Raw genomic sequence first — 16,420 nt, 5'->3', positions numbered from 1 at the left:
GAAGCGGTGACGTGACAGATGGGGAGGCTTCAAGCCTCGATCCCATGGAGTGTCCGTTGCACGCACAGTCTGAACTCTTCGAATCCCGTCACATCGGGCCTAATTCGTCCCAGCAGGACGAAATGCTTCGTGTTGTTGGCTACGACACCTTGGATGAGTTGATGGCCGCCGCGGTGCCCGAGAGCATCCGTACCTTGTCGCAGCTGGCGCTGCCCGCGCCGCTGAGCGAAACCGAAGTTCTCCATTTGCTTCGCGGTCTGGCCCGACGCAACAATCCGGGGATATCCATGATCGGCCTCGGCTATCACCCCACGACGACACCGGCGGTTATTCGCCGCAACGTGTTGGAGGACCCGTCCTGGTACACCGCCTACACGCCCTATCAGCCGGAGATCTCGCAAGGCCGGCTTGAGGCCATGCTCAACTTTCAAACTATGATCGCCGATCTAACCGGGCTTCCGACGGCCAATTCGTCGCTGCTCGATGAGGCGACTGCGGCGGCCGAGGCCATGACGTTGATTCGGCGCGCGAATCGTCGCGGCGGCGACAAACCCATCATTCTTGACACCGGCTGCCTACCGCAGACCTTGGCAGTCATACGAACCCGAGCCAAGGCGCTCCGCATCGATCTGGTCGAGGCCGATCTGGCCGCTGGCTTGCCCGCTGTTGATGGCGCCGGCGTGATCATCGCCTATCCACGTGCCGATGGCCAACTGGGTGATCCAACCGGAATCATCGAAGCGGTTCACGCGGGTGGGGGGCTTGCGGTCGTCGTGACTGATCCGTTGGCATTGGTGTTGGTGAAATCGCCCGGCTCGATGGGCGCCGATATTGTCGTGGGATCCAGCCAACGATTTGGCGTGCCGATGTTCTACGGCGGACCGCACGCGGCGTTCATGTCCGTGCGTGCGGGCCTTGAGCGGCACCTCCCCGGCCGTCTCGTCGGCGTCTCGGTGGACACGGCTGGGCGACCGGCCTACCGCCTCGCTCTGCAAACGCGGGAGCAGCATATTCGCCGCGAGAAGGCAACCTCAAACATTTGTACCGCGCAGGTTCTGCTTGCCGTTGCAGCGTCGATGTACGCCGTCTATCACGGGCCGGAGGGTCTGCGCCGGATCGCGCGTCGGGTGAATGGCTATGCAACTCGCCTTGCGGCCGGGTTGCGCGCCGGGGGAGTGGAGACTGCTACCGATGGCTTCTTTGACACGATTGTCGCGGCCGTTCCGGGTCGTGCGGTCGATGTTGTCGCGGCCGCTCGCGCCTCGGGCATACATCTGCGCCTGATCGACGCCGACCATGTCGGCGCGGCAACGAATGAACTGACGACCGACAAGCATCTGCGCAAGCTCTGGACGGCATTCGGCGTCGATGGCATCGACGCGGTGGAGGAAGGCGCCGAGTCGATACCGACCGCGTTGCTACGAACCGACGAGATCCTCAGCCATCCGGTGTTCCATGAACATCACAGCGAAACGCAGATGATGCGTTACCTTCGCCGACTCAGCGACCGTGATTATGCGTTGGATCGCGGCATGATTCCGCTCGGCTCCTGCACCATGAAGCTCAATGCGGCTGCGGAGATGGAGCCGATTAGTTTTCCCGGGTTCGCTGACCTGCATCCGTTCGTTTCGGCGGCCGATGCCGGCGGCATGATCGAAATGATCGAGTTACTCGAATCACGACTTGCAACCGTTACTGGCTATGCCGCAGTGTCGATCCAGCCCAACGCCGGATCACAGGGCGAATTCTCCGGCTTGCTGGCGATTCGTGCTTATCACCAGAGCCGTGGCGACGAATCTCGCGATGTTTGTTTGATTCCAAGTTCGGCCCATGGCACCAATGCCGCATCGGCTGTCATGGCCGGTATGCGTGTCGTGATCGTCAAGGCCACCGACCGAGGTGAGGTTGACCTTGCGGATCTGAAGCGCCAATGCGCTGAGCATTCGAACGATCTTGCCGCAATCATGGTGACCTATCCGTCAACACACGGCGTGTACGAACACGGCATCAGTGAACTCTGCGACATCGTTCACAACCATGGTGGGCAGGTCTACGTCGATGGCGCCAACGCCAACGCGCTGCTCGGTCATGCCTTACCCGGACAGTTCGGCGGCGACGTTTCGCACCTCAATCTGCACAAGACCTTCTGCATTCCGCACGGCGGTGGTGGTCCAGGGGTCGGTCCGGTTGCCGTCGGTGAGCATCTGGTGCCGTTCCTGCCCTCACATCCGATGCATCCGGTTGAATCCAAACGGGTAGGGATCGGTGCGATCAGCGCAGCCCCATACGGGTCAGCCGGAATCTTGCCGATTCCATTTGCTTACATCGCCATGATGGGCGCTGGCGGGCTTACCCGCGCGACCTCCGTGGCGGTGTTGTCGGCCAACTACATTGCCAAGCGTCTGGGAGGAGCGTTCCCGGTGCTTTACACCGGCGATAATGGTCTTGTTGCCCACGAATGCATTCTCGATCTCCGGGAGTTGAGCAAGGAATCGGGGATCAGCGTCGATGACGTCGCTAAGCGGCTGATCGACTATGGCTTCCATGCGCCAACGACGAGCTTCCCGGTACCAGGAACGCTCATGGTTGAGCCAACTGAGTCCGAGGATCTGGCCGAGGTGGATCGATTCTGTGAGGCGATGTTGTCGATCCATGCTGAGATCGACGCGGTCGTTGCGGGGACCTTGCAGGCCGAGGACAATCCGCTGATCAACGCACCCCATACGATGCGTGAACTCAGCGAAGGCTGGAGCCATCCCTATTCGGTGGCAGTTGGGGCATTCCCCAGCGGTACGACCGACGACAAATATTGGCCGCCGGTCGGGCGCGTCGATCAAGCCTATGGCGACCGCAATCTGTTCTGTTCCTGCCCACCGATTGAGGCGTTCGCGGAGGTCTGAGCGAAACGTCTCGTAGCGTTAACGTGTGGGCCGAACTTCAGTATTTTTGTCCGCGGTCCACCAGTCGACGACCTTGTCGACGACAACCTCGGGGGATTTGACCCACATGAGGTGGTCGACGATGCCACCAACAGGTGCGGCGGCCTTCGTATAGACCCAGCGCGTCATGGCATGGGGTTCGATGAAGACGTCGGCGAATCGTTTATTTGAGGCCGACATTGCATACGCATCGCCCTGAACCTGGATAACGAGGCTCGGCGTGCTGACCCGATGCGGCACCGGAAACGGGGGTGTTCCTGAGCGTACGAACCTCGCCCATTCGCGCATCATCGTCCGGGCGCCAGGAGCGCCGAACATCGGCTTCGGCAAATAGCCGAATATGCGTGTCACAACGGGGACGGACATGCCGAGCGCGAGGACAGGAAGCCCGCCATGGGGGTAAAAGCGGTAATCGGGCACGGAGGCGCCGATCGTGACGAAGCCATCGGCGGGGGAGCAGTGGATCTGGTGTCCCGCGCCGGCTTGGGAGCCGAGGCTGTGGCCGAGCACAATCACCTTACGGTTCGGATCGTCAGCGCGGGCCTTGCCGACTGCGTCAGCGATATCGGCGATGACGTCGCCGTAGCTCCAGTCATGTCGCCGCGACGCGATAGGTTCGCCACGTTCAAATCCCCGGGCCGGAATTGCCCGGGCGGACCAACCGCGGTCCTCAAAAGACGCCACTAGCGGACGATAAAACGCGGATGGGACTGCCATCGCAGCGCTGATCAGGACTATCGGATCGGCCATAACGCGATTATGACACTGACACTGTCACTGTTGCCAATTGGGATCCACCACGGTGGGCACGTAGGCGGCTGAGTGAAAGAGCGTTCCGTTATGACACAATTTCGACGTTGACAGCGCACCTGACCAGCACAAATCGATGACAATCGAAGGGATCTTGTGAACGAGACCGTGGCCTATGCCATCGCGATTGCCGCCGTTGGGGTCGCTGTTTTCGCGGGTCTCCATACGGTGCTCAACCGGCAGTTCAGTAATCCGCTGTTCTACGCGGTGGCCGCGCTCGAAATTGCATTGGTAGTGCTGCTGATCGGCGGCACGAGCGCGCTTGCGGGAACCAGTCGCGATGTCGATCGGGTGTTGTTCGTGTCCTATCTGGTTACGATCGTGCTCATTCCGCCGGCTGCGGTGGTCTGGGGTATCGCCGAGAAATCACGGTGGGGGACCGGCGTCGTGGTCGTCGCGATGCTGACCGTCGGGGTGCTGTGTATCCGGTTGCTGGGGATCTGGCAGGGCCGGTATGTCTGACACCTCTCATGGCTTCGGCCGAATGCTCGTCGCTGTGTATGCGGTCTTTGCGATCGCGGCGGCTTCGCGCTCGACCTTCCAACTCATCACGCGTTATGACGAGGCGCCGGTGGCCTATCTGTTGTCGGCATTCGCGGGAATCGTTTACGTCGTAGCGACAGTTGCGTTGGCACGGAATGCGCAACGGCTCGCCCTGATTACGATTGGCACTGAGTTGCTCGGGGTTTTGGTGGTCGGCTCGCTGGCGCTTATCGACTCAGACCTGTTTCCCGATCAGACCGTATGGTCCGGCTTTGGTGCTGGCTACGTCTATATCCCGCTGGTGCTTCCCTTTATCGGCTTATGGTGGCTGCATCGGACGGCCAGCGACAAAGACTGAGGCCCTGCGGTCTCATACGTCGCAGGGCCAACTCCATTAAAGTTCGTCCGCCTCTACATTCGCGGCAGCGACACGAAGGATTCGATGTGAAAAATCGCTACCACTTGAAATCGGTGTGGACATTCACGGTGGACGCGAACACCGTGTGGGATGCGCTCGAAGAACTCGTCGCTGGTGATGACCCGATGGTGTGGTGGCCGGCAGTGCATACGGAGAGCTATTCCGATGGTTCGCTACATGTGCGAGCTTCAAGTGGCTTGGGCTATTCGCTCCGATTTCGGCTGTATGACCTCGAGGTGGATCGGCCGGAGCCATTGACGGTCAAGGCCGACGGTGATCTGAAAGGCGAAGGCGTGATGCGCATCGCTGCGGCAGGCCCCGCCGGCAGCACCATGGCGATTGATTGGACCGTCGAGACTTCGCGCCGCTGGATGCGCGCATCAGCTTGGCTACTTCGGCCACTCTTCGAATTTGCCCACCGGTTGGTGATGGCCAAAGGAGAGAAGCAATTCGGCCAGTGGTTGGTGGCCCAGATGGGTTCACCCGGCGGCCAAAAGTCGTAGGCTCATCCCATGGCCACTTTCATCGATGTTCATCCCGACAATCCCCAACCGCGCGCGATCGCCAAGGCCGCTGCGATTCTGCGCGACGGCGGGCTGATTGCTTATCCGACCGACTCCGGCTTCGCACTTGGCGCTCAGTTGGGCAACAAGGACTGCCTCGATCGAATCCGTAAGATCCGTCACCTTGACGATAAGCATCACTTCACCCTGATCTGTCGCGATTTTGCGCAACTGGGCCAGTTCGTTACCGTTGACAACACAATCTTCCGGGCAATCAAGGCAGCGACGCCTGGCCCCTACACCTTCATTCTCCCCGCTACCCGCGAAGTTCCGCGTCGGCTGATGCATTCCAAGAAGAAGACGATCGGCGTACGAATCCCCAAACACAAAGTCGTCATGGCATTACTGGCCGAAATGGGGGAGCCGTTACTGTCAAGCACCTTGATCCTGCCGGGCGAGGATGAGCCGATGACCCAGGCGTGGGAGATCAAAGAGACGCTCGACCATCAGATCGAAGCGGTCATCGAATCGGGCGAGGTGTTGCCCGAACCGTCGACCGTGATCGACTTCTCGAGCGGCGTCGCCGAGATCGTGCGCCGCGGCGCCGGGGACACCACACCGTTCGAGTAGGCGACCTGCTGGATGTTTAGGTGGTTTCGAGTTTGGCCGCCTGATGCAGCCAATTGATGAACAGGTCGGTGTCGATGTCGTCGACGGTGTGCAGTTTGAGATTGGCCATTGCCGATGATCCAGCGGCCTGCAGACGGCCAGAGCGGTCAGTCAACAATTGCCCCTTCCACATCATGAAGGTGAGATGCGAGGCATAAGCCTTGTATGCGGCAACCGGAGACCTGCCCATCATCCACACCGGATGGCCATGCCAGATGACACCCTCGGCGTCGGGCAGCGCCCCATCGAGAAGTGTGGTCAGTTGCTCACCGATCGGGATGAGATCGGCGGACACGGACGCGACGTAATCTTCGATCGTTCGGATCTTTGCCATGGTTATGAGACTACCGACGCTCAGCGGTGGGGGAGCGGGCAGTAGAGCTGGTTCGAGCCGTCAGGCGGTCACCGGCATGAGCGGATGGATCGCCGGAGCGGCCGCGACATGATCTCCGGCGATGGCGAAAGCTGCCGTAATATGTGGGCTCTGCATATGGGCGTCAAGTGATTCTTGATCCGCCCAGCTTTCGACGGTGAAGAAAGTCCCAGGCACCGCTGCGGACTCGAATAATTCGTAACTGATGCAGCCCTCGTCGGATTGGGTGGCGGCAGTGAGTTCGGCCAACGCATTGCGGATGGTCTCCTCCGATCCGGGCTTTGCGACGATTTCGGCGACTACACGCAATTCGTTCATGTGATTGGACCTTTCGAGTGGGGTGAATGCCACTGTAGGCGGGAAGTGGATCTTCCGCCTTTCGGTGGCTACATCGGCGGAAGCGGATGCAATATTGAGTGTCAGTGGGCGGCGCTAGATTGTAGATATGAACACCGAAATGTCCCGCGATGCGCAGCTGATCGATGCTGTCCACGCGGGTCAGCGTGCGATCAATGCCGCAGAGGCGGCCAAGTTCGTCCACCTGCTGGAGTTCGTTGACCTTCGACGTGCCGAAGGCGAGGCCCGTGGCGGACGCCGTTTTGGCGATGGTGAGGTGCACGGCGCCATGTTCGAGCTTTCGCTCGCACTCATGCTGCCGGTGGCAACGGTCCAGACCCAGGCGGCCGCGGTGCGGAGCATTCGAGCGCGTATGCCCGAGGTATGGAGCGCATGGTTGCGGGGCGAGATCACTGCCCGGACGGCATTCGCCATCGACGCGGCCGGCGATCGATTGGCGCGAGCTGAGTCGCGGGCGCATCTGGATACCGCCGCAGTAGCGGCAGCGGTGTCCAAGACTCCTGCGCAGTTGTGGTCATGGCTCAACCGGTTCGTGGAGCGCACGGAAGCCGATTCAGCACGCGAGCGGCAGCGCCGCGCATTCAAGGACCGGGCCGTATGGCGCTGGACCGAGGTTGATGGCATGGCCAAGGTGACTGCGTTGATCTCGGTCACCGACGCGGCAGCGATCGACAATGCCCTCGATGCCCGGGCACGGGCGCTCGGCTCGGCTGATGAACGAACCATGAGTCAGCGTCGCGCCGACTTGTTTACCGACATACTGCTCGGACGCAATTCTTGCGAGGCTGGGGGAGCTGAAACGGCTGGGTTTGCGGCGACGATCGGTGTGATCGTTCCGATCCAGTCGTTGGTGGGGTTGAGTGATCTTCCCGGTGAGTTCGCGGACCGCAGTGATTCAATTCCAGCCGGCATGATCCGTTCGCTGGCGGCCCGCCCCGGGACACTCTTCTGGCGGCTCCTGACCGACGAGCGCGGTCACCTGCTCGATGCCACCGAAGTGGGGCGTTTCGCCTCAGCCAAACTTGGTTTCGCCATCCGGATGCGGGATGGGACAAGCGTTTTCCCGACCAGTTCGGTGCCAGCCGCGCGTTGTGACGTCGACCATACGATTGCGCATTGCGGTCACCGTCGGTGTGCCAAGCATGGGCCGACCACGGGAAGCAATCTGGGTGTCTTGGACCGGCGGGTGCATCAGCAGAAGACCGACGGCAACCTTCGACTTCGACAAACCGAGCCCGGGGCGTTCGAATGGACGACCAGAACCGGGCACCGCTACACCCATCAGGCAGATCCGCTGCCGAGCGCGACGTGGGACAACCCCTTCGGGTTCCCGTCCGACGATCCTGTCGAGGACCAGTACTTCTGCTTGAACGATGCTCCAGATGAGCTGCCGGCCGATCAGCTCGAGCAGCAAGCGATCCGGCGAATGTGGGAACAAGCTGCCTGAAATCAAACCGGCGGCCGGGGGAGCAGTGCACCCCCGGCCGCCGGCCTGTTGATCAGCGTTACTTGATCGGCGTGTGTCCCTTCTGCAGATCGCTGGAGACCCGCTTCGGCGCAATCTTGGCGAGGCTGGCATCAGGGTAGAGGCCGCGCTTCGACATCGCCATGGTCAGGACCGCGTGAGCTGCACCATCACCGAGTTCATTGAGCGCCTTCGTGCTCAGATTGCTCATGGTGTCGCAAGCAGCGTGGTAGCAGGCGTCATAAGGCTCGCCGGCAGTACCGCCGAACACAGCAGCCTCGGCATCGGTTTTGACTCCTTCGGCGCCGCTGAAGAGTCCGCCGGATGGGATGCCGACTTCGATGAACGGTCCGTAATCAGAGCGACCATCGAAGGCAGTCGGCGCCGTCGCCAATTTCCGGCTGGTGAAGTAATCGGTGAATACCTTCTCGATCTCCGCGGAACCGGCTGGGCCCGCATCGGGCGTATCTGAACCATCACCGTCATAGACGAACCGGACGTAGTTGGGCGAGCCGATCATGTCGAAATTCAGATTGGCGTAGATCTTGTTCAGCTGTTTGGTGTTGAGGTTGTCAACGTAGTGCTCGGCGCCCAGCAGCCCTGCCTCTTCAGCACCCCAAAACGCGAACCGCACTTGACGTTGGAGCTTCTTGTTGTATTTCTTGGCTGCCATCTGTTCAGCGATCTCTAGGACCGCGGCAGTACCGCTTCCGTTGTCGTTGATGCCAGCTCCTTCGGCAACCGAATCGAGGTGCGCGCCGACGACTACCGTTTCACCCTTCTTCTTGCCCTGTGGTGAATCGGCGATCACGTTGTAGGTCTTGCGGTTGAGATCGGATTCGGTCGACGTGAACACGCGAGCGGTGACCGGTCCGCTCTGGCTCTCCTCATACAACGCAACCGCATCGTCGTAACTGAGGCCGATGACCGGGATGGATTTCGGGGCACCCAGCGTGCCCACTGACAAGTCTGTACGGCCAGGGTTGCCCTCATTGAAAATGATTGCTGCCCCATAGCCTGCGGCCGCTGCGTTGTCGGCCTTGGTGGCGAAATCACAGGTGCCGCGCTGGATCAAGGCAATTGCTGATGCCGAGGGTGCGGTGGGGAAATCCGAGGCTTCACAACCGGAGGTGCTACTCGGATCAGGCGCTGCTGGAATCACGACGTCGTTGGTCGGAACGATCTGGCCGGTGATATCGCCACTGCCCGAATACGAATACGAACCGGTCTCGAAGTCCTTGGCCGTGGGGGACACCTCAGTGAACTCTGCGGGTGCCAGATCACGTGAGAACGCGAAGGTGAACTCCTGGACCTTGACCTTGTAGCCGGCCTTGCGAAGTGCCTTAGACACGTACTTTACCGAGGCCTTATAACCTGGCGTGCCCGACGCGCGAGTGCCTTCATTCTGATTGGCGATGCGCTGAAGTTGTCGTTCGTGCTGCAAAATGCCATTGACCGTGACGGCGTTTCGCAGTTTCTTGGTGTTGACGTCGTCCGGACCTGATTTCGCGGCGACGGCTGGGCCGGCCATTGCGGCGGTCACGATAATCGCAACCCCACCAATCATTGCTTTTCGTAGTGTGGTTTGTCGCATTCTATTTTTCCCCCTGATGTGAATGACGAGGATCTCCCGCCAGACTCGGTATCCCGCCGTACGGCGATAGCAGTACGGGTTGAGACGTACATCACACAACATGGGACCCTTCGGTATGTCAAGTAGCGGACAGGTCCACGTAAGCGTTGGGAGCGAAAATGACAGGCCAATCTGAAGATCCATCCGACGAAAAGCGGGCCCATCAGCTTGGGAAATGTTGGCGCCGGTGATTGATCTCGTCACTCCGATGTCAGTTCGGGCGGCGGCAACTGTCAGGGTCGCCGACCTTATGACAGACGGACCCGTCCCGGTCGAAGACCTGGCTCGGCGCTCGGGTTGCGACCCTTATGCGCTGGAGCGACTACTTGATCATTTAGTCGCGCATGGCGTATTCACCGCGCCGCGCCCAGGGGTATTCGGACTCAATGAGTTGTCGACTCTATTGCGCTCGGACCATCCAGGTGGGATGCAGGTTTCGTTGGATCTCGATGGATCTGGCGGGCAGATGGACCTCGCCTTTACCGGCGTGCTGCATACTCTTCGTACTGGACAGCCGGCCTGGCAAACCGTCTTTGATGCTCCACTTTGGCAATACCTTGCGGCTAATCCGCAGATGAGTGCCTCATTCGACGCAACTATGGCGGCCGGTGCCGAGTACATTGCGGACGACGCGGGCGGTTACGACTGGTCCGCTGCCAAACATGTGGTGGATGTCGGTGGAGGCAATTGTGCACTGCTGGCCACGATTCTCCAGAGCTACCCCGAACTTCGCGCCCCGCTGGTGGATCTGCCGGACACCGTCGAGCGCGGCCGGGAGCGACTTGTCGCGAGTGGGGTGGATGCCCGCTGCGAATTCATGGGAGGGGTTTCTTCGATGCATTGCCAACCGGTGGTGATGTGTATGTGCTCAACAGCGTGCTGCACGACTGGAACGATATGGATGCCGGAGCAATCCTCTTACGATGCAGAGCGGCCGCGAGTGATCGCGGTCGGGTCGTCATCATCGAGGACAGCGGCGACGAGTCCGGTGACCGATCTGGCTTTGCGGAAATGAATCTGCGGATGCTTGTGCTGTGTGGCGGCCGCGAAGGTGCAGTGATGAAGATTCTCGGCGTAACGCTCAGGGTGGAAAATCTCCTTCGTTCCATCGAGTTTTATCGCAACATCTTGGGTTCTTCGGTCGAGCCGGACAAGGGCCGTGTGGTGGTACACGCCGGGTCGAGCCGGTTGACGTTGATCCCGGGGGAGCCATCCGATGGTGTGCACCATGTGGCATTCGGGATTGTGCCGTCATTTGTTTTGATCTGCTCTTGGGGAACCCATGCCGCTTGACCAAGGGCCGCGACTAGCAACACGGCAATCCCCGCCACCCATCCCACCCGCGCCATAGCAATTACCGAGGCGCGCCGCCAGTTGCTTTCCCGCGGCAAACTGTGAATGAGTGCGAGCGTTGCGAATAGTGTGGCCGGAGCTACGGGCAGCAGCTGATGTCATAACCGGGCCCGTTTCTGCTGGATGGCGAGCACTCCGCACAGCCCGGCCAAGACCGCCAGTACCGGAGCGACCGAGACCCGCTCGGAAAGCGCGGTGATCAACAATGGGAGTCCGAAGCCCACGTAGGCGGCGACGTAGAAGCCGGCAGATACGGTGCCCAACCGCCCCTTGCTGGCCAGCGCGGGCAGCCGCGAGATCCCGCTGGCGAGCGCGAGACCGCCGCCGGCTCCGAGCACGACGGAGGCCGGTATGACGAGCAGCAGGATCGCAGGTACTGCGGCCGCGAGAGCAGTACCAGCGAAGCCGACCATCCCGCAGGCGGCAGCGACCGGCGCGGCACGGGTCCCGAGGCGACCCTGAAATGGCGCTGCCAGCGCCCCTGCGCCCAGGGTGAGCCCGGCCATCAGCCCGGTCAGCGCCACAGGCACGACAGGGAAGCCGACGAGTACCGGGACCGCAGCGATCGTGCTCGCAGGGAAGGCGTACACGCAGACCGCGAGCGGCGCGACGACGAATAGTGCGCTTCGCCACGCTCCGGGGCGGAGCGCTCCGGCGGGAGGGGTCTCGGGCGTCGTGGATTGCCGGATCAGAGATTCGCCCACCGACCAGGAGGCCAGAAGTGCCACCAGCATGGTGGCCATGTGCAGCAGGTAGGGGAGAACCAGAGACCACGGTCCCCACTGGCCGATCAGGCCTGCATAAACCGGTCCGATGGCGAAGCCCGCCGTCATAGCTACCGCGGCCGTGCGAGCACCGGAGTGGTTCCCGCGTCGAGAGGCGGTCTCCATCAGCCAGGCGCTGCCAACACTGAAGACCGTTCCCGACGCCGCCCCCTGAAGGAATCTGGCGAGGTATAGGAGGGCTTCGCTGTCGGCGGCGAAGATGAACAGCAGCGAGACGAAAGCCGCGCAGACCGCTCCCGGTAAGACGATCCGGCGGCGTCCGAACTGGTCGGCGGCCCGACCTGCGATCCCGAGCGCGAGCATCAGACCGAGGGCGTAGACGCCGAAGATCGCGGTCAGAGACGCATCGGTCATCGAGAGTCGCTCGCGGTAGACCAAGAGCAGGGGAGTGGGGACATTGGTCCCGGTGGCCACCGCGAACAGCAGTACCGCAAGCCGTCGGTCTGCGCTCCAAGTCACACAGCGCAGCTTCGCACGTGCCCCGGTACGACCGAAGGGGGAGGCCATCCTCCGGTCATTCTCGGCGGTTCAGAGAATCAGGGTGCGCGAGCGCGGGGGACAATGATGGGGTGACCCCACCGTATGACGAAAGATCGTTCGCGTCCGATCCCGGGCTGCCTGACCTGAGCGTGGACTCGGATTGGCGCCGCGGCGGTATCGGCGCGGAGTTGACCCGCCTGCGAATGTCATGGATCTGGTCGCACGGCCAGCTACCTCGGCGAGCCCTTTGACGGCGGGTCCGGCGTGCTGATGCGCGCCGACCCACCAGAGACAAACGCCACCCAAAAGTGACCCGCACAGGATCCGGCTAGGCAGCCGGTTGGAGTGCGGCTGCTGCCGGAGCTGTTTGCGACCACAACACGAACGACATCGCGTCGGTCATATTGTCGAGGAGTGTCGTATCGACGTTCTCGGATGCGTCGCACGACGCGTGGTAGCACGGGTCAAAGGGCTCATTGGCCGTTCCGCCCCAGGCCTTAGCCTGCGCTGACGACTTGATCCCCTCCGCGCCGGTGAACAGTCCGCCGATCGGTATGCCAGCATCCTCGAACGCCGCATGATCGCTGCGTCCCCCCGCTGATGTCTTCTCGGTCGTGAAGCCTCGGCCGGCGAGAAACTCGTCGAACTGGCCCTCCATCTCGGTCTGACCGTCATACACGAAATAGCCGCCGTTGGGCGAGCCGATCATGTCGAAGTTGAGGTAGGCGTCGACCTTGTCGAGCTCGGCCTGATCGAGGTTCTCGACGTAGTGGCTCGAACCGAGTAGTCCCTGCTCCTCGGCACCCCACCACGCGAAGCGGACCGTGATGCTTGGATCGGGGTTGGCCTCAGCGAATGCCAGCGCCGTCGCGATCTCCGCCGCCGACCCTGTGCCGTTGTCATTGATGCCAGGACCTTCGTCGACGCTGTCGAGGTGGCCGCCGAGCATCAGGACATGATTAGGATCGGTGCCGGGCAGCTCAGCGGTCAGATTGTAGGACTCGCCGTATCGCGTGTCGAACGGCTGCTCCTTGACGGTGTAGCCAGTGGCCTTGAGTTGCTGGGTCACGTAGTCGACGGAGGCACGGTAGCCGCTGGAGCCGGTCGAGCGGTTGCCGTCGTTCTCGTTCGCGATCGCCTCGAGCGCGGAGAGGTGCTTCTGGACCTCCGCGATGTCGATATCTGGCGCTTCGGCCAGGGGCGCCGTCGCGGCGATCGGTTTCGGTATCAGGGGCTGGGTTCCGCCCGCGGGCTGCGCGAACGCTGGCCCGCCCAGTGCGGTGATCGTGGCGGTTGCGAGTGCCGCTGCTGCGGCTCTGCGGATCTTCATGATGTACCTCTCTGGAGATGAGCTGTGACAGAAAAGCCGTGGCCTCGCGGGACGTGTGATCCGCGAGGCCACGGCCTGGTTCATCTGTGCGGTGGTGTCAACTGACGGCGACCGCAGCCCAAGCCGCTTCCGTCGCCTGGACTTCCGGGCTACCGGCTCCATACAGATCCGTTGCTGCCTTCACCGTGTCCGCACGCGCATCGGCATACGTTTCGCCGCTGGTCATGTACTGGGTGAGGGCCGCGAACCAGATCGCCGCTGACTTTTCGTTGCCAATGCCAGCGACGGTGGAGTCGTCACACGTTGGGCTATTGCCGTATTCACTTTGTCCGCTGCCGTTGGCCAACAGGTAGAAGAAGTGGTTGCCCACGCCCGAGGAGTTGTGCGGATCAGAGTTCGGAACCGCTGAGCTCCAGCAACTGTATGAACGACCGTCCTTGGCCGGATCGTCCATGTAGCGCAGTGGGGTGCCGTCGCCATTGATGTCGATCTCTTCGCCGATCAGAAAGTCAGGCTTGTCGTTGGCATTGTTGGCGTAGAACTCGACCATCGTGCCAAAGATGTCGCTGGTGGCTTCGTTGAGACCGCCCGCATCGCCGCTGTATTCGAGACCCGCGGTGTTTTCGGTGACGCCGTGTGACATTTCGTGAGCAGCCACGTCAAGCGCGACGAGGGGATTCTGGTTGCCCGAACCGTCACCGTACGTCATCTGCTGACCGTCCCAGAAGGCGTTGACGTAGTTGTCGCCGTAGTGCACACGCGAGGGGACGCCAGTGCCGTTGTCGAAGATCCCGTTGCGGTTGTGTTCGTTTTTGAAGTAGTCGAACGTGGTGGCTGCGCCGAAGTGTGCATCCACGCCGGCCGACGCCGGGTCGGCTTGAGTGCCGTTGCCCCATACGTTGTCGGCATCGCTGAAAGTGGCGCAGCCGGATTGGGCGTTGCCCATGTCGCAGGTATTGCCGTCGCCGTGAACACCGTCGAGCATGCTGAAACCGCCACTGGCTTCGGTGGTCTCGATCGGAACCTCGCCCACAAAGATGCCGTTTCCGGATCCTTGGGCCGCCGCAGTCTTTGCCGACGATTTGAGCGAGCTCTGGTTGGTCTTCTGTCCCATCTGGATGGGCGTCATGATGGTCTCGGTCTGACTGCGCACTGTGCCGCTCGTGGCATCTGTCACCACGATTTGCCGGCTTGGCGTTTGCCCGTCAGCCTGCGTACCGGTGATGACCGTGCGGTAGGCAAGAGCTGATTTGTCACCACGAGCGTCCACCACGAGGGTTGGATCGCTGGCGCGGATCATCTCGCCACCGGCGAACCCTTGCCGTGCATCTTTCGCAGCAGCGGACTTCTTCACCTTGGGCGTCGTCGGCACCTTGGCGGGGTCGTCTTGCGCTACCGATGCGCCGGTCACCTTGTCAGCCGTGCTGAGATGAACGACGAAGTCGCCGCCCAGCACGGGCAGGTCCTTATAAGTTCGGTGGAAGCGGACATGGGATTGTCCGCTCTTCGCGTTGATGGTGTCGACGGCCTTGTAGGCGTCGCCGGAGGAGCCACGTACAAGTTCAGGATGCTTACTGATGTACTGAGCGGCGGCCGTCGCGGGATCTCCGCTGGCAGCCGTGCTAACGGAGGCGGTGCTGACGGAGGGTGCAACGACACCCAATCCCGCCACCAGCACGGCGCCTCCTGTGATCGCAATGAGTTTCTTCATGAAACGTCCTCTCGGTTTGGTGTTCCCGCGAGACGCTACTCATTCTTGAGGACGGTGATCATGCCATTAGGTCATGCCCCGGGTGGCGTTGCTTCCAGGCGTTGAAGGCCGGCTGCGCGTTGCGAAGTTCGGCAAGGCCGTCGGTGATGAAGCGGGCCAGTTTGTCGAGGTGCTCGGCCAGTGGGTTGTCGTGCGAGGTGATAAGCAGGCGCCGCATCCACATGGGTGAGCCAACCACGGGTTTGAGGACGGCGCTGCGTTCGCGGGTGGCCGGTGACCACATCGCGATCGCTTCGCCCATGCGAATGAGTTCGACGCTGTGAATGTCACTCAAGTAGTGAGCCACCTGCGGGGTGAAGCCCGAACTGTGGCAAATTCTGGTCATGCAATCGGTCTCGTAGTCGACATCCAACGGCGAAAGAAGCCATTGTTCGTCGGCGAGGTCAGCGAGTTCCACCTCTTCCTCGTCCGCCAGCCGATGCTCGGGGGACATGAGTACGAACGCCGGTTCGCTACCGACCGTGCTCGCGACAAGGCGTGGGTCCAGAACCAACTCATGGCCCACGAACTCGTGGATGACGGCAAAATCGAGGCGACCCGCGCACACGAGATCAATGAGCGCATCGATGCGGTATTCACTGTCGGTGACGATGTCGGTACTCGGCATCGTCGCCCGCAAGGCACGCATCAAGCCCACGAGCGCATTGCCCGACCTGACGCCGACCCTAACTTGCGCGGGAGCCGACAAATCGACGGTGGCCGCTACATCGCACTGGAGCGAATCGATGACCGACAGGACCGCGTTCGCCCGGCCGACCACCAGCCGCCCGAGCGAGGTCTGCTCGACTCCGGCGTGCGAGCGCGAGAACAACCTGCCGCCGAGATTGTCTTCGACACGGCGCAACTGGCGGGTCAAGGCTGGCTGAGTCATACCCAGCACGCTGGCGGCGCGGGTGATGCTGCCTTCGTCGGCGATCGTCTTTACCAGTCGCAGATGCCTAGTATCAATCTCCATGAATTGCACTCTAACGCCGCCCATGCCATCCGGCCATGCCACAGATCGACGCATCGCCGACCAGATCGTGATCGAATGTGCAGCGTTCTTGGGTTC

At 61.6% G+C, this 16,420-nt stretch carries 15 protein-coding genes and 1 pseudogene; 8 read left to right on the top strand and 8 right to left on the bottom strand.

From position 1 onward, the window contains the following. The first annotated feature begins 44 nt into the window (after positions 1-44). Entirely contained in the window at positions 45-2,900 is a 2,856-nt protein-coding gene (gene gcvP, locus AC2YB9_RS09825) for an aminomethyl-transferring glycine dehydrogenase (protein WP_487265166.1), read from the top strand. Positions 2,901-2,918: 18 nt separating this feature from the next. Here gcvP and AC2YB9_RS09820 read toward each other — a convergent pair whose 3' ends face one another. Further along, positions 2,919-3,689 carry an alpha/beta fold hydrolase gene (locus AC2YB9_RS09820; protein ID WP_487265165.1) on the bottom strand — a complete coding sequence of 257 codons (771 nt, stop codon included), beginning with the start codon at positions 3,687-3,689 and terminating at the stop codon, positions 2,919-2,921. A 156-nt stretch (positions 3,690-3,845) separates the two neighbouring features. On the opposite strand from AC2YB9_RS09820, the gene AC2YB9_RS09815 reads away from it, so the two are divergent. From AC2YB9_RS09815 to AC2YB9_RS09800, 4 genes are all read left to right on the top strand, one after another. Further along, positions 3,846-4,211: a hypothetical protein gene (locus AC2YB9_RS09815; RefSeq protein ID WP_487265164.1), complete on the top strand. Its 366-nt coding sequence runs from the start codon at positions 3,846-3,848 to the stop codon at positions 4,209-4,211. After that, positions 4,204-4,590: a hypothetical protein gene (locus tag AC2YB9_RS09810; RefSeq protein WP_487265163.1), complete on the top strand. Its 387-nt coding sequence runs from the start codon at positions 4,204-4,206 to the stop codon at positions 4,588-4,590. Before AC2YB9_RS09815 ends, AC2YB9_RS09810 begins: the two co-directional genes overlap by 8 nt. 86 nt (positions 4,591-4,676) lie before the next feature. Continuing rightward, positions 4,677-5,153 (top strand): SRPBCC family protein, encoded by a 477-nt coding sequence (locus AC2YB9_RS09805; protein WP_487265162.1) that lies wholly within the window; start codon positions 4,677-4,679, stop codon positions 5,151-5,153. Between the two features lie 9 nt (positions 5,154-5,162). Then, positions 5,163-5,783 (top strand): L-threonylcarbamoyladenylate synthase, encoded by a 621-nt coding sequence (locus AC2YB9_RS09800; RefSeq protein WP_487265161.1) that lies wholly within the window; start codon positions 5,163-5,165, stop codon positions 5,781-5,783. A gap of 16 nt (positions 5,784-5,799) precedes the next feature. Here the strand turns inward: AC2YB9_RS09800 and AC2YB9_RS09795 are convergent, their stop codons facing one another. Both AC2YB9_RS09795 and AC2YB9_RS09790 read right to left on the bottom strand, forming a co-directional pair. Continuing rightward, a complete protein-coding gene (locus AC2YB9_RS09795) occupies positions 5,800-6,156 on the bottom strand; it encodes a DUF1801 domain-containing protein (RefSeq protein ID WP_487265160.1) in 357 nt (118 codons plus the stop codon). A gap of 60 nt (positions 6,157-6,216) precedes the next feature. Further along, positions 6,217-6,513, bottom strand: coding sequence for a putative quinol monooxygenase (locus AC2YB9_RS09790; RefSeq protein WP_487265159.1), 297 nt, complete (start codon positions 6,511-6,513; stop codon positions 6,217-6,219). Between the two features lie 127 nt (positions 6,514-6,640). On the opposite strand from AC2YB9_RS09790, the gene AC2YB9_RS09785 reads away from it, so the two are divergent. Continuing rightward, complete coding sequence (locus tag AC2YB9_RS09785; RefSeq protein ID WP_487265158.1) at positions 6,641-7,999, top strand: DUF222 domain-containing protein; 1,359 nt, start codon at positions 6,641-6,643, stop codon at positions 7,997-7,999. Between the two features lie 58 nt (positions 8,000-8,057). On the opposite strand, the gene AC2YB9_RS09780 is transcribed toward AC2YB9_RS09785, so the two are convergent. Further along, positions 8,058-9,611, bottom strand: a complete 1,554-nt coding sequence (locus AC2YB9_RS09780) for a M28 family metallopeptidase (protein WP_487265157.1) — start codon at positions 9,609-9,611, stop codon at positions 8,058-8,060. 214 nt (positions 9,612-9,825) lie between these two features. Here AC2YB9_RS09780 and AC2YB9_RS09775 point away from each other — a divergent pair. Together AC2YB9_RS09775 and AC2YB9_RS09770 are read left to right on the top strand one after the other, a co-directional pair. Further along, positions 9,826-10,640 (top strand): annotated as a pseudogene (locus tag AC2YB9_RS09775) (methyltransferase); the annotation flags it as partial. A 69-nt stretch (positions 10,641-10,709) separates the two neighbouring features. Continuing rightward, on the top strand, positions 10,710-10,943 hold the full coding sequence (locus AC2YB9_RS09770) for a VOC family protein (protein ID WP_487268663.1): 234 nt from the start codon (positions 10,710-10,712) through the stop codon (positions 10,941-10,943). Positions 10,944-11,101: 158 nt separating this feature from the next. Here AC2YB9_RS09770 and AC2YB9_RS09765 read toward each other — a convergent pair whose 3' ends face one another. The 4 genes from AC2YB9_RS09765 to AC2YB9_RS09750 all read right to left on the bottom strand — a co-directional run bounded on the left by AC2YB9_RS09765 (position 11,102) and on the right by AC2YB9_RS09750 (position 16,324). Beyond that, a complete protein-coding gene (locus AC2YB9_RS09765) occupies positions 11,102-12,247 on the bottom strand; it encodes an MFS transporter (RefSeq protein WP_487265156.1) in 1,146 nt (381 codons plus the stop codon). 349 nt (positions 12,248-12,596) lie between these two features. Then, positions 12,597-13,598, bottom strand: coding sequence for a M28 family metallopeptidase (locus AC2YB9_RS09760; protein WP_487265155.1), 1,002 nt, complete (start codon positions 13,596-13,598; stop codon positions 12,597-12,599). Positions 13,599-13,695: 97 nt separating this feature from the next. Then, positions 13,696-15,309 carry a M4 family metallopeptidase gene (locus AC2YB9_RS09755; RefSeq protein ID WP_487265154.1) on the bottom strand — a complete coding sequence of 538 codons (1,614 nt, stop codon included), beginning with the start codon at positions 15,307-15,309 and terminating at the stop codon, positions 13,696-13,698. A gap of 58 nt (positions 15,310-15,367) precedes the next feature. Further along, complete coding sequence (locus AC2YB9_RS09750; RefSeq protein ID WP_487265153.1) at positions 15,368-16,324, bottom strand: LysR family transcriptional regulator; 957 nt, start codon at positions 16,322-16,324, stop codon at positions 15,368-15,370. Positions 16,325-16,420 lie beyond the last annotated feature (96 nt).

It is taken from the genome of Aeromicrobium changchenzhani (assembly GCF_057586615.1).
The sequence above is the reverse complement of the archived record's forward strand: the minus strand, read 5'-3'. Positions and strand labels throughout refer to the sequence as shown.

Bases quoted from the DNA above. Each gene is read 5' to 3' on its own strand.
- gcvP (WP_487265166.1), top strand. From the start codon at position 45: ATGGAGTGTCCGTTGCACGCACAGTCTGAACTCTTCGAATCCCGTCAC.
- AC2YB9_RS09820 (WP_487265165.1), bottom strand. From the start codon at position 3,689: ATGGCCGATCCGATAGTCCTGATCAGCGCTGCGATGGCAGTCCCATCC.
- AC2YB9_RS09810 (WP_487265163.1), top strand. From the start codon at position 4,204: ATGTCTGACACCTCTCATGGCTTCGGCCGAATGCTCGTCGCTGTGTAT.
- AC2YB9_RS09800 (WP_487265161.1), top strand. From the start codon at position 5,163: ATGGCCACTTTCATCGATGTTCATCCCGACAATCCCCAACCGCGCGCG.
- AC2YB9_RS09795 (WP_487265160.1), bottom strand. From the start codon at position 6,156: ATGGCAAAGATCCGAACGATCGAAGATTACGTCGCGTCCGTGTCCGCC.
- AC2YB9_RS09790 (WP_487265159.1), bottom strand. From the start codon at position 6,513: ATGAACGAATTGCGTGTAGTCGCCGAAATCGTCGCAAAGCCCGGATCG.
- AC2YB9_RS09785 (WP_487265158.1), top strand. From the start codon at position 6,641: ATGAACACCGAAATGTCCCGCGATGCGCAGCTGATCGATGCTGTCCAC.
- AC2YB9_RS09780 (WP_487265157.1), bottom strand. From the start codon at position 9,611: ATGCGACAAACCACACTACGAAAAGCAATGATTGGTGGGGTTGCGATT.
- AC2YB9_RS09770 (WP_487268663.1), top strand. From the start codon at position 10,710: ATGAAGATTCTCGGCGTAACGCTCAGGGTGGAAAATCTCCTTCGTTCC.
- AC2YB9_RS09760 (WP_487265155.1), bottom strand. From the start codon at position 13,598: ATGAAGATCCGCAGAGCCGCAGCAGCGGCACTCGCAACCGCCACGATC.
- AC2YB9_RS09755 (WP_487265154.1), bottom strand. From the start codon at position 15,309: ATGAAGAAACTCATTGCGATCACAGGAGGCGCCGTGCTGGTGGCGGGA.
- AC2YB9_RS09750 (WP_487265153.1), bottom strand. From the start codon at position 16,324: ATGGAGATTGATACTAGGCATCTGCGACTGGTAAAGACGATCGCCGAC.